This is a genomic window from Acinetobacter sp. YH12058, assembly GCF_013419805.1.
In the GTDB taxonomy this organism is placed as follows: domain Bacteria; phylum Pseudomonadota; class Gammaproteobacteria; order Pseudomonadales; family Moraxellaceae; genus Acinetobacter; species Acinetobacter towneri.
Map to the genome: position 1 here is coordinate 91625 of NZ_VOZL01000008.1, position 15803 is coordinate 107427.

At 43.4% G+C, this 15803-nt stretch carries 13 protein-coding genes and 1 tRNA gene; 2 read left to right on the forward strand and 12 right to left on the reverse strand.

Annotated features, from left to right (window positions below):
* Positions 1–120 precede the first annotated feature (120 nt).
* Complete coding sequence (locus FTU09_RS07045) at positions 121–606, forward strand: DUF4442 domain-containing protein (RefSeq protein ID WP_180079891.1); 486 nt, start codon at positions 121–123, stop codon at positions 604–606.
* A 208-nt stretch (positions 607–814) separates the two neighbouring features.
* On the forward strand, positions 815–1666 hold the full coding sequence (locus FTU09_RS07050) for an alpha/beta hydrolase (RefSeq protein ID WP_096902328.1): 852 nt from the start codon (positions 815–817) through the stop codon (positions 1664–1666).
* Between the two features lie 102 nt (positions 1667–1768).
* Here the strand turns inward: FTU09_RS07050 and FTU09_RS07055 are convergent, their stop codons facing one another.
* The 12 genes from FTU09_RS07055 to FTU09_RS07110 all read right to left on the reverse strand — a co-directional run.
* Positions 1769–2125 carry a hypothetical protein gene (locus tag FTU09_RS07055; protein WP_004975789.1) on the reverse strand — a complete coding sequence of 119 codons (357 nt, stop codon included), beginning with the start codon at positions 2123–2125 and terminating at the stop codon, positions 1769–1771.
* 111 nt (positions 2126–2236) lie between these two features.
* Entirely contained in the window at positions 2237–2797 is a 561-nt protein-coding gene (locus FTU09_RS07060) for a hypothetical protein (protein WP_179989537.1), read from the reverse strand.
* 151 nt (positions 2798–2948) lie between these two features.
* Entirely contained in the window at positions 2949–7148 is a 4200-nt protein-coding gene (rpoC, locus tag FTU09_RS07065) for a DNA-directed RNA polymerase subunit beta' (protein WP_096902331.1), read from the reverse strand.
* 157 nt (positions 7149–7305) lie between these two features.
* On the reverse strand, positions 7306–11394 hold the full coding sequence (gene rpoB, locus FTU09_RS07070) for a DNA-directed RNA polymerase subunit beta (protein ID WP_131260966.1): 4089 nt from the start codon (positions 11392–11394) through the stop codon (positions 7306–7308).
* 307 nt (positions 11395–11701) lie between these two features.
* Positions 11702–12073, reverse strand: coding sequence for a 50S ribosomal protein L7/L12 (gene rplL / locus FTU09_RS07075; RefSeq protein WP_004975779.1), 372 nt, complete (start codon positions 12071–12073; stop codon positions 11702–11704).
* Positions 12074–12121: 48 nt separating this feature from the next.
* Positions 12122–12628 carry a 50S ribosomal protein L10 gene (gene rplJ / locus FTU09_RS07080; protein WP_096902333.1) on the reverse strand — a complete coding sequence of 169 codons (507 nt, stop codon included), beginning with the start codon at positions 12626–12628 and terminating at the stop codon, positions 12122–12124.
* Between the two features lie 321 nt (positions 12629–12949).
* Positions 12950–13645, reverse strand: a complete 696-nt coding sequence (gene rplA, locus FTU09_RS07085) for a 50S ribosomal protein L1 (RefSeq protein WP_004975774.1) — start codon at positions 13643–13645, stop codon at positions 12950–12952.
* Between the two features lie 3 nt (positions 13646–13648).
* Positions 13649–14077, reverse strand: coding sequence for a 50S ribosomal protein L11 (gene rplK, locus FTU09_RS07090; protein WP_004975771.1), 429 nt, complete (start codon positions 14075–14077; stop codon positions 13649–13651).
* A 116-nt stretch (positions 14078–14193) separates the two neighbouring features.
* Positions 14194–14727, reverse strand: coding sequence for a transcription termination/antitermination protein NusG (gene nusG / locus FTU09_RS07095; RefSeq protein ID WP_004975770.1), 534 nt, complete (start codon positions 14725–14727; stop codon positions 14194–14196).
* A gap of 7 nt (positions 14728–14734) precedes the next feature.
* Complete coding sequence (gene secE / locus FTU09_RS07100) at positions 14735–15175, reverse strand: preprotein translocase subunit SecE (protein ID WP_004975769.1); 441 nt, start codon at positions 15173–15175, stop codon at positions 14735–14737.
* Positions 15176–15248: 73 nt separating this feature from the next.
* Positions 15249–15324 (reverse strand) — tRNA-Trp (locus tag FTU09_RS07105).
* Between the two features lie 51 nt (positions 15325–15375).
* Positions 15376–15803: EF-Tu/IF-2/RF-3 family GTPase (locus FTU09_RS07110; RefSeq protein ID WP_218951312.1), on the reverse strand; the 428-nt coding region annotated here is incomplete at its 5' end.

Below are 15803 nucleotides of genomic sequence, written 5' to 3' on the forward strand. Positions count from 1 at the left end.
AAACATCCTGTTGTTTATTGTTGACATGATTGCTCTTGAGAATAATAAAATATGCCATTGGCTTGCTCAAATTTCATACTAATATAAGAAAAATCTACTTAAGGCTCTATAAAATTTCCCATGAACCTCATCAAAAAATTGCAGCAACTTCCTATCGTTTCTAAATACTTTTTAAATCGGTACCCACCCTATCGCGGTGCAGGTATTGAAATTGATCAAATCGATTTAGCCAACCACCATGTCCGTGTCAAAATGCCACTCACCCGCAAAAATCAAAATATTGTCGGGGTGCATTTTGGCGGCAGCCTCTATTCCATGGTCGATCCCTTTTATATGTTAATTCTGATGCATCACTTGGGTTCAAAATATATTGTTTGGGATAAAGCTGCGACGATTCATTTCCTAGCCCCTGGGCGCAGTACAGTCTATGCCGATATTCGCCTGAGTGCCGCTGAAGTCGACGAAATTAAACAACTCGCAGAAGACTATGCGCCTGTTACACGTCAATATACGCTCAATATTGTCGATGAATCAGGCGTACGAATCGCAGAAGTGCATAAAACGTTATATATCCGACGTAAAAAGCCCAAAGCCGTAGCAACGTAATTTTTAGCTCACATAAAAACGCAGAATCTAATGATTCTGCGTTGTTGGTAATATTATTTTAATCAAAAGACAAAAAGATCAATGTCACCGACAAACTTCTCTACTCTTTTTGAGCAGGTATGAATTAATTAACGTATTACTGTTGATACATCAGTGGATCATAAAAATTATAAACATTGATAGTATTTAAAATTAAAGGATCATTAAAATGAAAAAAAATCTTGTGCCAATCTTTTCCCTACTTTGTTTCTATTCATCGACATCCCTCCATGCTTTGGTGCCGAATACATTTACCAAAGTCCAGACTTTGAAAAATGTGGCTTATGGATCTCATCCTCAACAAGTGATGGATGTCTATTTCCCTGCCAAAGTACTCACAGATCAAACACCAGCCCCGCTCATGATGATGGTCCATGGCGGTGCTTGGAAAATGGGTGATAAAAATCATGCTGCTGTGGTCAAAAATAAGCTGAGTTACTGGACCAAGCAAAACTGGATTTTTGTGTCTATCAACTATAGATTAGTTCCAGATGTGACCGTACAGCAGCAAACTCAGGATATCGCCCAAGCGCTTATTTATATCCAAAATCAGGCACCGCATTGGCATGCTGACTCAAAACGCTTGGTGCTGATGGGACATTCTGCGGGCGCACACCTGGTCAGTCTATTAACCGTTCGCCCCCATTGGCTGGCACCCCAGCCACAGCCTTGGCGTGCTACAGTTGCTTTAGATAGCGCGGCTTATGATATAGAAAAGATAATGCAAACACGTCATGCACGTTTTTATGATCAAGCCTTTGGTGATCAACCTTCCAACTGGAAAGCCCTTTCTCCGATAGCTCAGCTACATCAAGCTTTACCTGCATTTCTCGCGGTGTGCTCAACCATCCGTGCAGATCAACCCTGTACTCAAGCTCGACAATTTATTCAACAAGCACAGAAATTCGGAACTCAAACCCAGTTATTGCCTGTCCGACTTTCACATGCTGAAATCAACAAGTCATTGGGACAAAATAATGCTTATACTCAAGCAGTCAATCAATTTATCCAAACGCATTAATTTTTCAGCTAGCGCATAAAAAACGCAGAATCATAAGACTCTGCGTTGGATGTACTGAAATATAAATACTTCAGTAGGATGGCATGGCTGTTCGTATTCAGATTAACGCTTTTGCTCGATGGCTGCACCAGCACCACCACCAACAGCACCACCGATTGCAGCGCCTGCATTACCACCTATCACTTCTTTACCTAAAATTGAACCAATCGCACCGCCAATTCCACTATAGGTTGCGTTACGGTTAGAACCATCTTGGGTTTTACTTCCAACTGCTGCACCTGCACCTGCGCCTGCTGCTGCACCAACACTACCACCTACGCTGTTACCCGCTGCGCCACCAACGGCACCGCCTAATGCTGCAGCACCAATACGTTGGTCATTAGAACTCATGCTTTCACAACCCGCCATAAGCATGGTCGATACTGTGGCAATTGCCAATACACTCAATACTTTTTTCATGGTGATCACTCCCCCTCGGTCTATTCGCTCTCAGCTTAGTGCATATTGCGGTAACAACTTTGAAAAAACTGTTACCAAGCACAGCAAGATGAAGGTATTTCTGTAAAAGACTTAAGGCTGAATAGATGATTCAGCAACATCTTCTTCCAAAAGCACGACATCTCTTGTGGTTTGTCCATCTTCAGTAAACACAGCATGAGAAACTGTTTCTTTGCTTTCAGGCGTTTTGACCCGATCCAGTTTTAATGTGCGATGAATTGGCGCCTGCCCCTGCTTATATTCCATGCCTTCTGCATCAATCGTTTTCACTTCAGAAATGACTTTACCATCCTGCTTTAGGGTTTTATTCAACTCAATTTTTGAGGTTGGTACAATCACCCCACCTTTTTGAATCACAGGAATACCCAATTGTTTCTCTGAAAACTGTGCTTGATCATCATCAAAAACAACTTCCTTTGCCACAATATCTTTACCCTGATTGCTCACTTCAAAAATCGTGGCTTCTACATGGCGTATAGGCTTTTCACCTGTCACTGTACGAATCACTTCAGTTTTTAGAATAGGCACAATGGCTTTGTCTTTCACCACAATGCTGTTTGGCATTGGTGCAGCCGAAACAGACACACTCAGTAGCATTGCCGATAAACACAGTGTCAGTCCTCTAAATTGCATAAGCTATCCCCTTAGTTTTCTTGATATTTTTAAATTGTTCTTAATTCACTATATGCAATATTGCGGCTTTATTAAAGCAAAATATGCAACTAAAACGTTGGCAAAAAAAAGACGCCTCGAAAGGCGTCTTTAAATGATGCTTTAAAACGAATTAGAGATCGTTAAATTCATCGCTAAATGCTTGGCTTAATGCTTGATCTACATCAGAGAAATCATTCACTAATGCCAATTCAGCAGCTTCAGCTTCTTGACGACGACGCTCTAAGTGGTAAGCAAGACCCGTACCTGCTGGGATCAAACGCCCCACAACAACGTTCTCTTTCAAGCCACGTAAATCATCTTCTTTACCTGTTACAGCCGCTTCAGTTAACACACGTGTAGTTTCCTGGAACGATGCAGCAGAAATGAACGAGTCTGTTGAAAGCGATGCTTTGGTGATACCCATCAATTGACGTTCAAACTTCGCTGGGAACTTGTTTTGTGCAAGTACAGCTTGGTTTTCTTGTACCACGCGAATGTAATCCACTTGTTCGCCTTTGATGAAGCTCGTATCGCCACCATCGGTGATTTCAACTTTACGCAACATTTGACGCACGATGACTTCAATGTGCTTATCGTTAATTTTTACACCTTGTAAGCGGTAAACGTCTTGAACTTCGTTCACGATGTAGTTGGTTAATGCCACTTCACCTTTCAAGCGTAAGATGTCATGTGGGTTTTGTGGACCATCAGAAATGGTTTCACCACGGTTCACATGCTCACCTTCAAACACGTTGATGTTACGCCATTTTGGAATCAACTCTTCGTAAATCTCAGAGCCATCATCTGGTGTAATCACTAAACGGTTCTTACCTTTGGTTTCTTTACCAAAGCTCACGATACCTGACACTTCTGCAAGAATCGCATGCTCTTTTGGTTTACGTGCTTCAAATAAGTCTGCAACGCGTGGTAAACCACCGGTAATATCACGAGTACGTGAAGATTCTTGTGGTACACGACCAATAACGTCACCCACACCGATATTTTCGCCATCACGGACAGAAAGAATCGTGTTCTGTGGCAAGAAGTAGAACTGTTCGCCACCATCCACAGTGTCTAATACCACAGCAGGACGTAAGTCTTTACCTGACGCAGGACGTGAAGTCACTGGCAAGATTTCAACTGTGGTCATACCTGTTGCATCATCAGTTTTCGAGGTTGCAGTCACGCCATCAGCAATTTGGCTGAAACGGATTTTACCCGCAACTTCGGTCACAAGTGGATGCGTGTGTGGATCCCAAGTCGCCACAATACCGCCAGCTTCTACCGCTTCGCCATCTTTGAGCAAGATTGACGCACCGTATGGCAGTTTATAACGCTCACGCTCACGACCTAACTCATCGGCAATACCAATTTCACCTGAACGTGAAACAGATACCAAGTGACCTTTAGCGTGTTGTACAGTTTTCACGTTATGGAAACGTACTGAACCTTTGTTACGCACTTGTACGCTATTGGCTGCAGAAGTTCGGCTTGCCGCACCACCCACGTGGAATGTACGCATGGTTAACTGTGTACCTGGCTCACCAATCGATTGAGCAGCCATTACACCCACAGATTCACCTGGATTCACCAAGTGACCACGTGCTAGGTCACGACCATAACACTTCGCACATACACCAAAGGTCGATTCACAAGATACCACTGAACGTACTTTTACTTCATCGACACCTTGCTCTTCTAAGAAGTTAGCAAGTTTTTCATCAATGAGTGTGTTACGTGGCAGAATAACTTCGTCTGAACCCGCTTTCTTCACATCTTCTGCAGTTACACGACCTAATACACGCGTACCAAGGTTTTCAATGACATCACCACCTTGAATGAATGGTGTCATCACTAAACCGCCATAAGTACCGCAATCTGGCTCAGTAATTACCAAGTCTTGTGCAACGTCAACCAAACGACGTGTCAAGTAACCTGAGTTCGCTGTTTTCAATGCGGTATCGGCCAAACCTTTACGCGCACCGTGAGTTGAAATGAAGTACTGAAGTACCGTCAAACCTTCACGGAAGTTCGCTTTAATTGGCGTTTCAATGATCGAACCATCTGGTTTCGCCATCAAACCACGCATACCCGCCAACTGACGAATCTGTGCCGCACTACCACGCGCACCTGAATCCGACATCATGTAGATCGAGTTGAATGATTTTTGCTTCTCGTCTTCACCCTGTTTGTTTTTCACAGTTGTGAATGACAAGTTGTCCATCATCGCTTTAGCAACTTGGTCGTTGGTACGTGCCCAAATATCGACCACTTTGTTATAACGCTCACCCGCAGTTACGAAGCCTTGCTCGAACTGTTGTTCAATTTCACGAACTTCAGTTTCTGCTTTTTCAATAATTGCTTGTTTTTGTGGTGGAATAACCATATCTTCCATACCCACAGAAACACCTGAACGTGTCGCTTGACGGAAGCCCAAGTACATCAATTGGTCTGCAAAAATAACCGTGTCTTTTAGACCTAATTTACGGTAGCAAGAGTTGATTAACTTTGAGATGTTCTTTTTGTTCATCTCTAGGTTAATTTGCTCGAAGCTTAAACCTTCAGGCACAACTTCCCAAAGCAAGCAGCGACCTGGTGTCGTATCTACAACAATAGTTTGTTGCTCACGCTCACCATTTTCATTGATTACGGTTTGGTGTACACGTGCTTTTACGCGAGCGTGTAAGTCAACTTGACCCGTTGCAAGTGCACGGTTTACTTCGTGCGTATCTGCAAACACCATGCCTTCACCTTTGGCATTGATTGCATCACGCGTGATGTAATACAAGCCCAACACCACGTCCTGAGATGGTACGATGATTGGTTCACCGTTCGCAGGAGACAAGATGTTGTTGGTGGACATCATTAACGCACGCGCTTCTAATTGCGCTTCAAGCGTTAATGGTACGTGTACCGCCATTTGGTCACCGTCGAAGTCGGCGTTAAACGCAGCACAAACGAGTGGGTGTAGACGGATGGCTTTACCTTCAATCAGGATCGGTTCAAATGCTTGAAGACCCAAACGGTGAAGTGTAGGCGCACGGTTCAACATCACTGGGTGTTGACGAATCACAGAGGCAAGTACGTCCCAAACTTCTGGGGTTTCGCGCTCAACCATTTTCTTCGCAGCTTTAATGGTGGTAGCTTGACCTGAAGCTTGTAGTTTCGCAAAGATGAATGGCTTGAACAGTTCAAGTGCCATTTTCTTCGGAAGACCGCACTGGTGTAAACGTAGGTTTGGACCAACGGTAATCACCGAACGACCTGAATAGTCAACACGCTTACCAAGTAAGTTTTGACGGAAACGACCTTGCTTACCTTTGATCATATCTGCCAAAGATTTAAGCGGACGCTTGTTTGAACCTGTGATTGCACGACCACGACGACCGTTATCTAACAAGGCATCAACAGACTCTTGTAACATACGTTTTTCGTTACGTACGATGATGTCTGGCGCTGCAAGGTCAAGAAGACGCTTCAAACGGTTGTTACGGTTAATCACACGACGATAAAGATCGTTCAAGTCAGACGTCGCAAAACGACCACCTTCAAGTGGAACCAACGGACGAAGATCTGGTGGAAGTACAGGCAGTACATTCATCACCATCCATTCTGGCTTGTTGTTCGACTCTTTGAACGCTTCCATCAACTTCAAACGCTTAGACGCTTTTTTCAGCTTAGTTTCTGAAGTTGTTTGTGGAATTTCTTCACGTAAACGAGCAATTTCAGCTTCAAGATCGATGTCTTTTAACAAGTCTTGAACTGCTTCAGCACCCATTTTCGCAGTGAATTCATCACCATGCTCTTCTAGAGCATTGAAGTATTCTTCGTCATTGAGAAGTTGATATTTCTCAAATGGCGTCATACCTGGGTCAGTAACCACATAAGATTCGAAATATAATACGCGCTCGATATCACGTAAAGTCATATCAAGTAATAAACCAATACGGCTTGGTAATGATTTCAAGAACCAAATGTGTGCAACTGGAGAAGCGAGTTCGATGTGACCCATACGCTCACGACGAACTTTTGCAGTCGTTACTTCAACGCCACATTTTTCACAAATGACGCCTTTGTATTTCATACGCTTGTATTTACCACACAAGCATTCGTAATCTTTTACTGGACCAAAAATTTTGGCACAGAATAAACCATCACGTTCAGGCTTAAACGTACGATAGTTAATGGTTTCTGGCTTTTTAACTTCACCGTGAGACCATGACTTAATCATTTCTGGTGACGCAAGACCAATACGGATGCGGTCAAACTCTACTGGAGCATGACCGTCTGAATCCGTCTTTTTGCGCATGATATCGAGCAAGTCTTTCAATTTTTTTCTCCGTGTGCTGGGAGGCTGTTTTCACATCCCAACTGGGTCACAAATATTGTTTTTTAACTGAGTTTTAATCCCCCTTAATCCCCCTTTTTCAAAGGGGGAAAAGTCCCTCTTTTATAAAGAGGGATTTAGGGAGATTTAATGGAGATGCTTAGTCACCATTTTTCAGTTCAATGTTGATACCTAAAGAACGGATCTCTTTGGTCAATACGTTAAACGATTCAGGCATACCTGGGTCCATATAATGGTTACCATCTACAATGTTCTTATAGATACGGGTACGACCTTCAACGTCATCCGACTTCACAGTGAGCATTTCTTGAAGTGTGTATGCAGCACCGTATGCTTCAAGTGCCCAGACTTCCATCTCACCGAAACGCTGACCACCGAATTGTGCCTTACCACCCAACGGCTGTTGCGTTACAAGTGAGTAAGAACCTGTAGAACGCGCGTGCATCTTGTCATCCACCAAGTGGTTGAGTTTGAGCATGTACATATAACCTACAGTCACTGGACGGTCGAATTTCTCGCCTGTACGACCATCGTACAACACGGTTTGACCTGAACGTGGTAATTCAGCCAGTTCAAGTAATTCTTTAATTTGACCTTCTTCTGCACCATCAAATACAGGAGTAGCCAATGGAACACCTGCACGTAAGTTGCCAGCCAATACCAAGATTTCATCATCAGTTAAGCTGTCAAGATCTTCTTGCTCGCCACCGACTTTGTTATAAATCTTGTCTAGGAACTCACGTAGTTCAGCAATTTCGCGTTGTTGTTTGAGCATTTTATCAATTTGCTCACCCAAACCTTTGGCTGCCATACCCAAGTGTGTTTCAAGAATCTGACCCACGTTCATACGCGATGGTACGCCTAGCGGGTTCAATACGATATCTACTGGTACACCGTTAGCATCGTGTGGCATGTCTTCTACAGGCAAGATGTTTGATACAACACCTTTGTTACCGTGACGACCCGCCATCTTGTCACCCGGTTGGATGCGACGTTTAACAGCAAGGTAAACTTTAACAACTTTCAATACGCCCGTAGTGAGTTCATCGCCTGTAGAAAGCTTACGTTTCTTCTCAGCGAATTTCTCATCAATTTCAAAGCTCTTCTCTTTCAAGAAAGTTTGAATTTGAGTTAAACGCTCAGCAATTGCTTCATCACTTGGTTGAATTTCAAGTAGATCAACTAACTCTAAACCAGACAACACATCTTCAGAAAGTTTGTCGCCACGTTTAGTTGTACCGCCACCGTTAGATTCTTGACCTTTTAATAAGCGGATAATACGTTCACGCGCTGCTTCTTCAAAGATTTTGTATTCTTCTTTCAAGTCTTTGCGGTATGCATCAAGTTGTGCTTTTTCAATCGCTTGTGCACGTTCGTCTTTTTCTAGACCATCACGGGTAAAGACTTGAACGTCAATCACAGTACCTTTAGTACCTGATGGAACGCGCAATGATGAATCTTTCACATCTGCTGCTTTTTCACCGAAGATTGCACGAAGCAATTTTTCTTCAGGCGTTAACTGAGTTTCACCCTTAGGCGTTACTTTACCAACAAGAATGTCGCCTGCAGTCACTTCAGCACCAATGTAAACGATACCAGACTCGTCTAGTTTAGACAGTGCAGCTTCGCCCACGTTTGGAATATCAGCTGTGATTTCTTCCGCACCCAATTTGGTATCACGTGCAACACATGACAATTCTTGAATGTGAATCGAAGTTAAACGGTCTTCTTGAAGTACACGCTCAGAAAGCAAGATCGAGTCTTCGTAGTTATAGCCATTCCAAGTCATGAACGCGACACGCATGTTCTGACCGAGTGCAAGCTCACCGCCATCTGTAGATGGACCGTCAGCCAATACATCACCACGACCTACCTTATCACCCATCTTCACCAAAACTTTTTGGTTAATACAAGTGTTTTGGTTTGAACGTGTGTATTTGATCAGGTTGTAGATATCTACACCTGCTTCACCCGCGATCATTTCTTCTTCGTTCACACGAATGACTACACGTGAAGCATCGACATATTCAATACGACCACCACGGTTTGCAATCACACATACACCTGAGTCATGTGCTACGTTCGCTTCCATCCCTGTACCCACAAGTGGTTTATCAGCGATAAGCGTCGGAACAGCCTGACGTTGCATGTTCGATCCCATCAAGGCACGGTTGGCGTCATCGTGCTCAAGGAATGGAATCAGTGATGCTGCTACAGATACAACCTGCTGTGCAGAAACGTCCATGTGCGTCACGCGCTCTGGCGGCATACGCACGAAGTCACCTTGGTGACGTACAGATACGAATTCTTCTGTTAAATTGCCATCTTGGTCTACGCTTGAGTCCGCTTGCGCAATGATCGTGCCCACTTCTTCAATTGCAGATAAATACTCAACCTCATCGGTTACACGACCATCAACCACTTTACGGTATGGCGTTTCCAAGAAGCCAAAATTATTACATTTTGCATAAACAGAAAGCGAGTTGATCAAACCAATGTTTGGACCTTCAGGCGTTTCAATTGGACACACACGACCATAGTGAGTTTGGTGTACGTCACGTACCTCAAAGCCTGCACGTTCACGTGTCAAACCACCTGGACCAAGCGCAGATACGCGACGCTTGTGGGTAATTTCAGACAACGGGTTGTTTTGGTCCATGAACTGAGACAATTGGCTTGAACCAAAGAATTCTTTGATTGCAGCAGCCACTGGCTTCGCATTGATTAAATCTTGCGGAGACAGGTTGTCTGTTTCAGCTTGTGACAAACGCTCTTTTACAGCACGCTCAACACGTACCAAACCAACACGGAATTGGTTTTCAGTCATCTCGCCCACTGAACGTACGCGACGGTTACCCAAGTGGTCGATATCGTCGACTTCACCTTTACCGTTACGGATTTCGATCAATGTTTTAAGTACATCGGTAATGTCTTCGTTAGACAAAATACCTTCAACTTCACGTGATTTCTGATCTGTACCCACTTCGTAAGGACGACCCAAACGACGGTTGAACTTCATACGACCTACTGGCGATAAATCATAACGCTCAGAAGAGAAGAACAAGTTATTGAACAGATTTTCAGCGGCTTCTTTCGTCGGTGGCTCACCTGGACGCATCACTTTGTAGATTTCTACCAAAGCATCTTCACGACCAACAGTTGTATCTGCACGTAAGGTGTCCGCAATGAACGAACCACGGTCGATGTCATTGGTGAATAGGATGTTAAATTGTTTAACACCACCTTCTGCAAGTTTCACCATGATTTCATGGCTTAACAAGGTGTTTGCAGCAATCACATCGCCATCTTTTAGCTGGATGTCTTCTGCAGTAATACGTTCGTACAAGTACTCATCAGGAACTGAAAGCTTCTCAAGACCAGCTGCTTCCATTTGACGTACGTGACGCGCATTAATGCGTTTACCTTGCTCAACAATCACTTTGCCGTCAGTATCAGTGATGTCAAATTGTGCCATTTCGCCACGTAAGCGTTCTGGGACAAGGTCAATTTGGTAGCTACCCATGTCTAAATAGACAGGTACTTTCTCAAAGAACAAGTCTAGGATTTGTTCATTGCTATAGCCCAATGCACGCAACACTACAGTCGCAAGCAATTTACGACGACGGTCAATACGCACATAAACGAGGTCTTTGGCATCGAATTCAAAGTCTAACCATGAGCCACGGTAAGGAATAATGCGTGCTGAATACAACACTTTACCGCTCGAGTGGGTCTTACCTTTATCATGGTCAAAGAACACGCCTGGTGAACGGTGTAATTGAGAAACAATTACACGCTCAGTACCGTTAATCACAAAGGTACCGTTATCCGTCATCAATGGCATTTCGCCCATGTAGACTTCTTGCTCACGCACATCTTTGATTGATTTCGTTTCACGATCTTTAATGATCAAACGAATTTTTACGCGCATTGGTGCCGCATAAGTTGAGCCGCGAAGAATACACTCACGTACATCAAACTCAGGCTTACCAAGACTATACTCAACAAATTCTAAAGCAGCATTGCCAGAATAACTTTCTATAGGAAAAACTGAACGAAATGCGGCTTGGAGACCGATATCTTCGCGGCTTTTTGGAGTTTTGCCATCTTGAAGGAAAGTACGGTACGAGTCGACTTGAATCGAAAGCAAGTACGGTGCATCCATTACTTGGGGCAATTTACCAAAATTCTTACGGATCCGTTTCTTTTCGGTATATGAGTATGCCATCTGGAGTCCTCGGAAAGTAAACTAAACCCGCCTGCAGAACGGGTTTAGAAGGAATTACGCAGGCCGATATGGCCACCACTCTTTACAAATGCTGCAATTTTTAGTGGTATTAAAACGCTTAACAATATTTTTAAATGTGGAAAAATATTGGTAAGCGTTTGATTTTATTGATTTATATTGTTTTCGATGGTTTTCCCATCATTCAAACAAAAATCGAGCCGATAATTGTAACGCAAAAAGGCTGATGACCCAAGAGCCATCAGCCATTTTTTGGAGTCGATTATAAAAAAATCGACTCCCCTTAAGATTACTTAAGTGTAACTGTAGCACCAGCTTCTTCAAGTTTCTTCTTAAGCTCTTCACCTTCTTCTTTAGAAACAGCTTCTTTGATCACTGAAGGAGCGCCTTCAACGATGTCTTTAGCTTCTTTAAGACCAAGGCCAGTAGCTTCACGAACTGCTTTAATTACAGCAACTTTGTTCGCACCGAAAGAAGTCAACTCAACGTTGAATTCAGATTGCTCTTCTGCAGCAGCAGCGCCAGCGCCTGGAGCAGCAGCAACAGCAACAGCAGCAGCTGATACATTAAATTTCTCTTCAAAAGCAGAGATAAGTTCAACAAGTTCAAGAACAGTTTTTTCAGCAACTGCGTTTAAGATTTCTTCGTTAGTTAAAGCCATGAGAATAACTCCAAATGGAAATTGAATGGTGTGGAAATAAATTTAAGCTTATGCAGCTTCTGACTCGTTTTTCTCTTTGAGCGCAGTAATAAGGCGACCCAATTTCGAAATAGGAGCTTGAAGAACGTTTGCAAGCATAGTAAGCGCTTTTTCTTGGTTCGGAAGATTCGCAATTACGCTAACTTCAGCACCTTGATAAAGTTTGCCGTCAAATGCAGCAGCTTTAAGTTCAAATGCTTTATTCGTTTTAGCGAATTCTTCGAACAAGCGTGCAGCTGCACCCATGTCGTCTTCAGAAGTTGAGAAAGCTAAAATTGTTGGGCCAACAAGGTTGTCGTTCAAGATCGTGAATTGCGTATCTTGAAAAGCACGTTTAGCCAAAGTATTACGTACAACACGTGTAGTAACACCTAATTTACGCGCTTCAACACGTAGAGCCGTTAATTGCTCAACGCTCATACCTTGATAGTCAGCAACAACAGCAGAGAACGCTTTAGAAGCAACTTCGTTAACTTCTGCTACGATCTGTTTTTTGTCTTCGATAAGAAGAGCCATTGTAAAACCTCCTAACGGTGATTTATGTGCTTACGTGAAGCACACTCCCAATTCGTAAATTCATTGCTGAACTTACACGCGGAGGAGGAATAAATCACACCACCGCGTCTACCCAGGCTGGAAGATTAAGAAAGCAGCATAAAACTACTCTCGCCTGAGGTCTTTGACGCTGATAAATTCTCATTTACCAATTCAAAGTCCGCCTGAATGTCCCCCTCTCCTGCTAGGAGAGGGTTAGGGAGAGGTTTAACCCTCATCCCGACCTTCTCCCAGAGGGAGAAGGAGACTTTTCAGGACTTTAAAATTCTTTCTAAGTCAGACTTAGTTAGAAACGTTCTGTACATCAATAACAAGACCAGGACCCATAGTAGAGCTCAAAGTGATCTTTTTGATGTATACGCCTTTAGAAGTTGCAGGCTTTAACTTTTTCAAGTCAGCAACTAAGGTTTCAACGTTTGAACGAACTGCTTCAGCAGTAAAGCCAACTTGACCAATCGCAGCGTGGATAATACCCGCTTTGTCTACACGGTAACGCGCTTGACCTGCTTTTGCATTTTTAACTGCAGTCGCAACGTCAGGAGTTACAGTACCCACTTTAGGGTTTGGCATTAAGCCACGTGGACCAAGAATCGTACCCAACTTACCTACTACGCGCATTGCATCCGGAGCTGCAATCACAACGTCAAAGTCAAGGTTACCCGCTTGAATGCTTTCAGCTAAGTCGTCGAAACCAACTACGTCTGCGCCTTCAGCTTTAGCAGCTTCTGCAGCAGCACCTTGAGCGAAAACAGCTACACGTACAGTTTTACCAGTACCTGCAGGAAGTGTAGTCGCACCACGAACAACCTGATCAGATTTACGTGGGTCAACACCTAGGTTTACCGCAACATCCAAAGATTCTTTGAATTTAGCAGCAGGAAGGTTGTTTAGAACTTCAACTGCTTCTTCCAAAGTGTAAACTTTGTTTGCTTCTACAGCAGCAGCAATGGCTTTTTGACGTTTAGTTAACTTTGCCATGTCTTATAGCTCCACATCCAAGCCCATAGAACGTGCAGAACCAGCAATGGTACGCACACGTGCTTCTAAATCAGCACCAGTTAAATCTGGTTCTTTAGTAGTCGCGATTTCTTCTAATTGAGCACGAGTCAACTTACCAACTTTGTTTTTGTTAGGTACAGCTGAACCCTTTTGAATGCCTGCAGCTTTCTTAAGAAGAATTGCAGCAGGAGGAGTTTTCATGATGAATGTGAACGACTTGTCGTTGTACACAGTGATCACTACAGGAATTGGCAAACCTGGTTCAACTTTTTGTGTAGCAGCATTGAATTCTTTACAGAATGCCATGATGTTAACACCACGTTGACCTAATGCAGGACCAATTGGTGGAGATGGATTCGCTTTACCAGCTGGAACTTGCAGCTTGATATAGCCGTCAATCTTCTTAGCCATTTCAAATTACCTCTGGGTACAAACGCCGCTAGGCTCCCCAATATTTTAAGTAACGATACCGTTACAACAACAATGCCCGATTCATCATAAATCGGGCGTTTTCCAACCACTCAAACTTAAACGGATTTTTCGACTTGACGAAATTCCAGCTCAACCTGAGTAGGTCGATTAAATACATTAATTGTCAACGTTAAACGTGACTTCTCGTATTGAACTTCTTCCACCACGCCTTTAAAGTCGGTGAATGGACCATCAATCACAAGTAATTCTTCGCCTGGTTCAAACATCGTCTTCGGACGAGGTGCTTCACCAGTATTGCGTACACGTGCAAGAATCGCGTCAGCTTCTTTTTGCGTAATTGGGGCAGGCTTTTCTGCTGTACCACCAATAAAACCTAAAACTTTTGGACACTCTTTAACAATGTGCCAAGTTTCATCGTTCATTTCCATTTCAACCAATACATAGCCTGGAAAGAACTTACGCTCTGACTTACGTTTCTTACCATCCTTCATTTCTACCACTTCTTCGGTAGGAACAAGGACTTCACCAAAGCTATCGGCAACAGCGCTACGCTGGATTCGATCATTAAGCGAACGCATCACTTGTTTTTCATAACCTGAGTAGGCATGAATAATGTACCAACGTTTCATAGCTCTTTTACCCGATAATTAACTTGATTGCCCAGCCTAACAAATAGTCAAAACACCACAATACAATTGAAGTGACTACAACAACAATCAATACATGCCATGACGTTGTTACAGTTTCCTGTTTAGTAGGCCAAGTGACTCGACGTAACTCAATACGTGAATCTTTAAGCAAACGAACAAAGCCTTTGCCTTGATGGGTGGCGTATAATAAACCTAAAGCCACAACGATACAAGCCAAAATTACCCCAACACGCACCCAAATATCATTGGCTGGTGCCCAATACGCAGGAAGATGCTGATTCACCATCATCGAAGCGATGAATAAAATCAAAGCGATACCCCACAACACGTAGTCTAATGGAGAACTCGATTGAACAACTTCAGCAGAATTATTTCTTTGAGGGATTGGCGCGTCGCTTAATGCGTCACGCGATTTATCATTCGACATTTTTGTACTCGTCGTAGAATTCGCGACTTATTATATGACTAGATTAGCCGACATCAAGCTTTTTTAAAAAAAGTGGCAGGCCAGGAGGGACTCGAACCCCCAACATTCGGTTTTGGAGACCGACGCTCTACCAATTGAACTACTGACCTACAAAACAGAACGAGAGCCAAAGCTCTCGACCTGTTTAACACATTCTATAATTATGCTGTTACTTTAGCAACAACACCCGCACCTACAGTACGACCACCTTCACGGATCGCAAAACGTAGACCTGGGTCCATTGCGATTGGGTGGATTAATTCTACTGACATTTCAACGTTGTCACCTGGCATTACCATTTCAACGCCTTCTTTCAACTGGATTGCACCAGTTACATCAGTTGTACGGAAATAGAATTGTGGACGGTAACCGTTAAGGAATGGAGTGTGACGACCACCCTCTTCTTTAGAAAGTACGTATACTTCCGCATCGAATTTAGTGTGTGGCTTGATTGTACCTGGCTTAGCAAGTACTTGACCACGTTGTACGTCTTCACGCTTAGTACCACGTAAAAGAACACCACAGTTCTCGCCCGCACGACCTTCGTCAAGAAGTTTACGGAACATTTCTACGCCAGTTACAGTTGTTT

Coding starts and splice junctions, on each gene's coding strand:
- nusG (WP_004975770.1), bottom strand. CDS start 14,727: ATGAAACGTTGGTACATTATTCATGCCTACTCAGGTTATGAAAAACAA.
- FTU09_RS07050 (WP_096902328.1), top strand. CDS start 815: ATGAAAAAAAATCTTGTGCCAATCTTTTCCCTACTTTGTTTCTATTCA.
- FTU09_RS07045 (WP_180079891.1), top strand. CDS start 121: ATGAACCTCATCAAAAAATTGCAGCAACTTCCTATCGTTTCTAAATAC.
- FTU09_RS07060 (WP_179989537.1), bottom strand. CDS start 2,797: ATGCAATTTAGAGGACTGACACTGTGTTTATCGGCAATGCTACTGAGT.
- rplJ (WP_096902333.1), bottom strand. CDS start 12,628: ATGGCTCTTCTTATCGAAGACAAAAAACAGATCGTAGCAGAAGTTAAC.
- rplL (WP_004975779.1), bottom strand. CDS start 12,073: ATGGCTTTAACTAACGAAGAAATCTTAAACGCAGTTGCTGAAAAAACT.
- rplK (WP_004975771.1), bottom strand. CDS start 14,077: ATGGCTAAGAAGATTGACGGCTATATCAAGCTGCAAGTTCCAGCTGGT.
- rpoB (WP_131260966.1), bottom strand. CDS start 11,394: ATGGCATACTCATATACCGAAAAGAAACGGATCCGTAAGAATTTTGGT.
- secE (WP_004975769.1), bottom strand. CDS start 15,175: ATGTCGAATGATAAATCGCGTGACGCATTAAGCGACGCGCCAATCCCT.
- FTU09_RS07055 (WP_004975789.1), bottom strand. CDS start 2,125: ATGAAAAAAGTATTGAGTGTATTGGCAATTGCCACAGTATCGACCATG.
- rplA (WP_004975774.1), bottom strand. CDS start 13,645: ATGGCAAAGTTAACTAAACGTCAAAAAGCCATTGCTGCTGCTGTAGAA.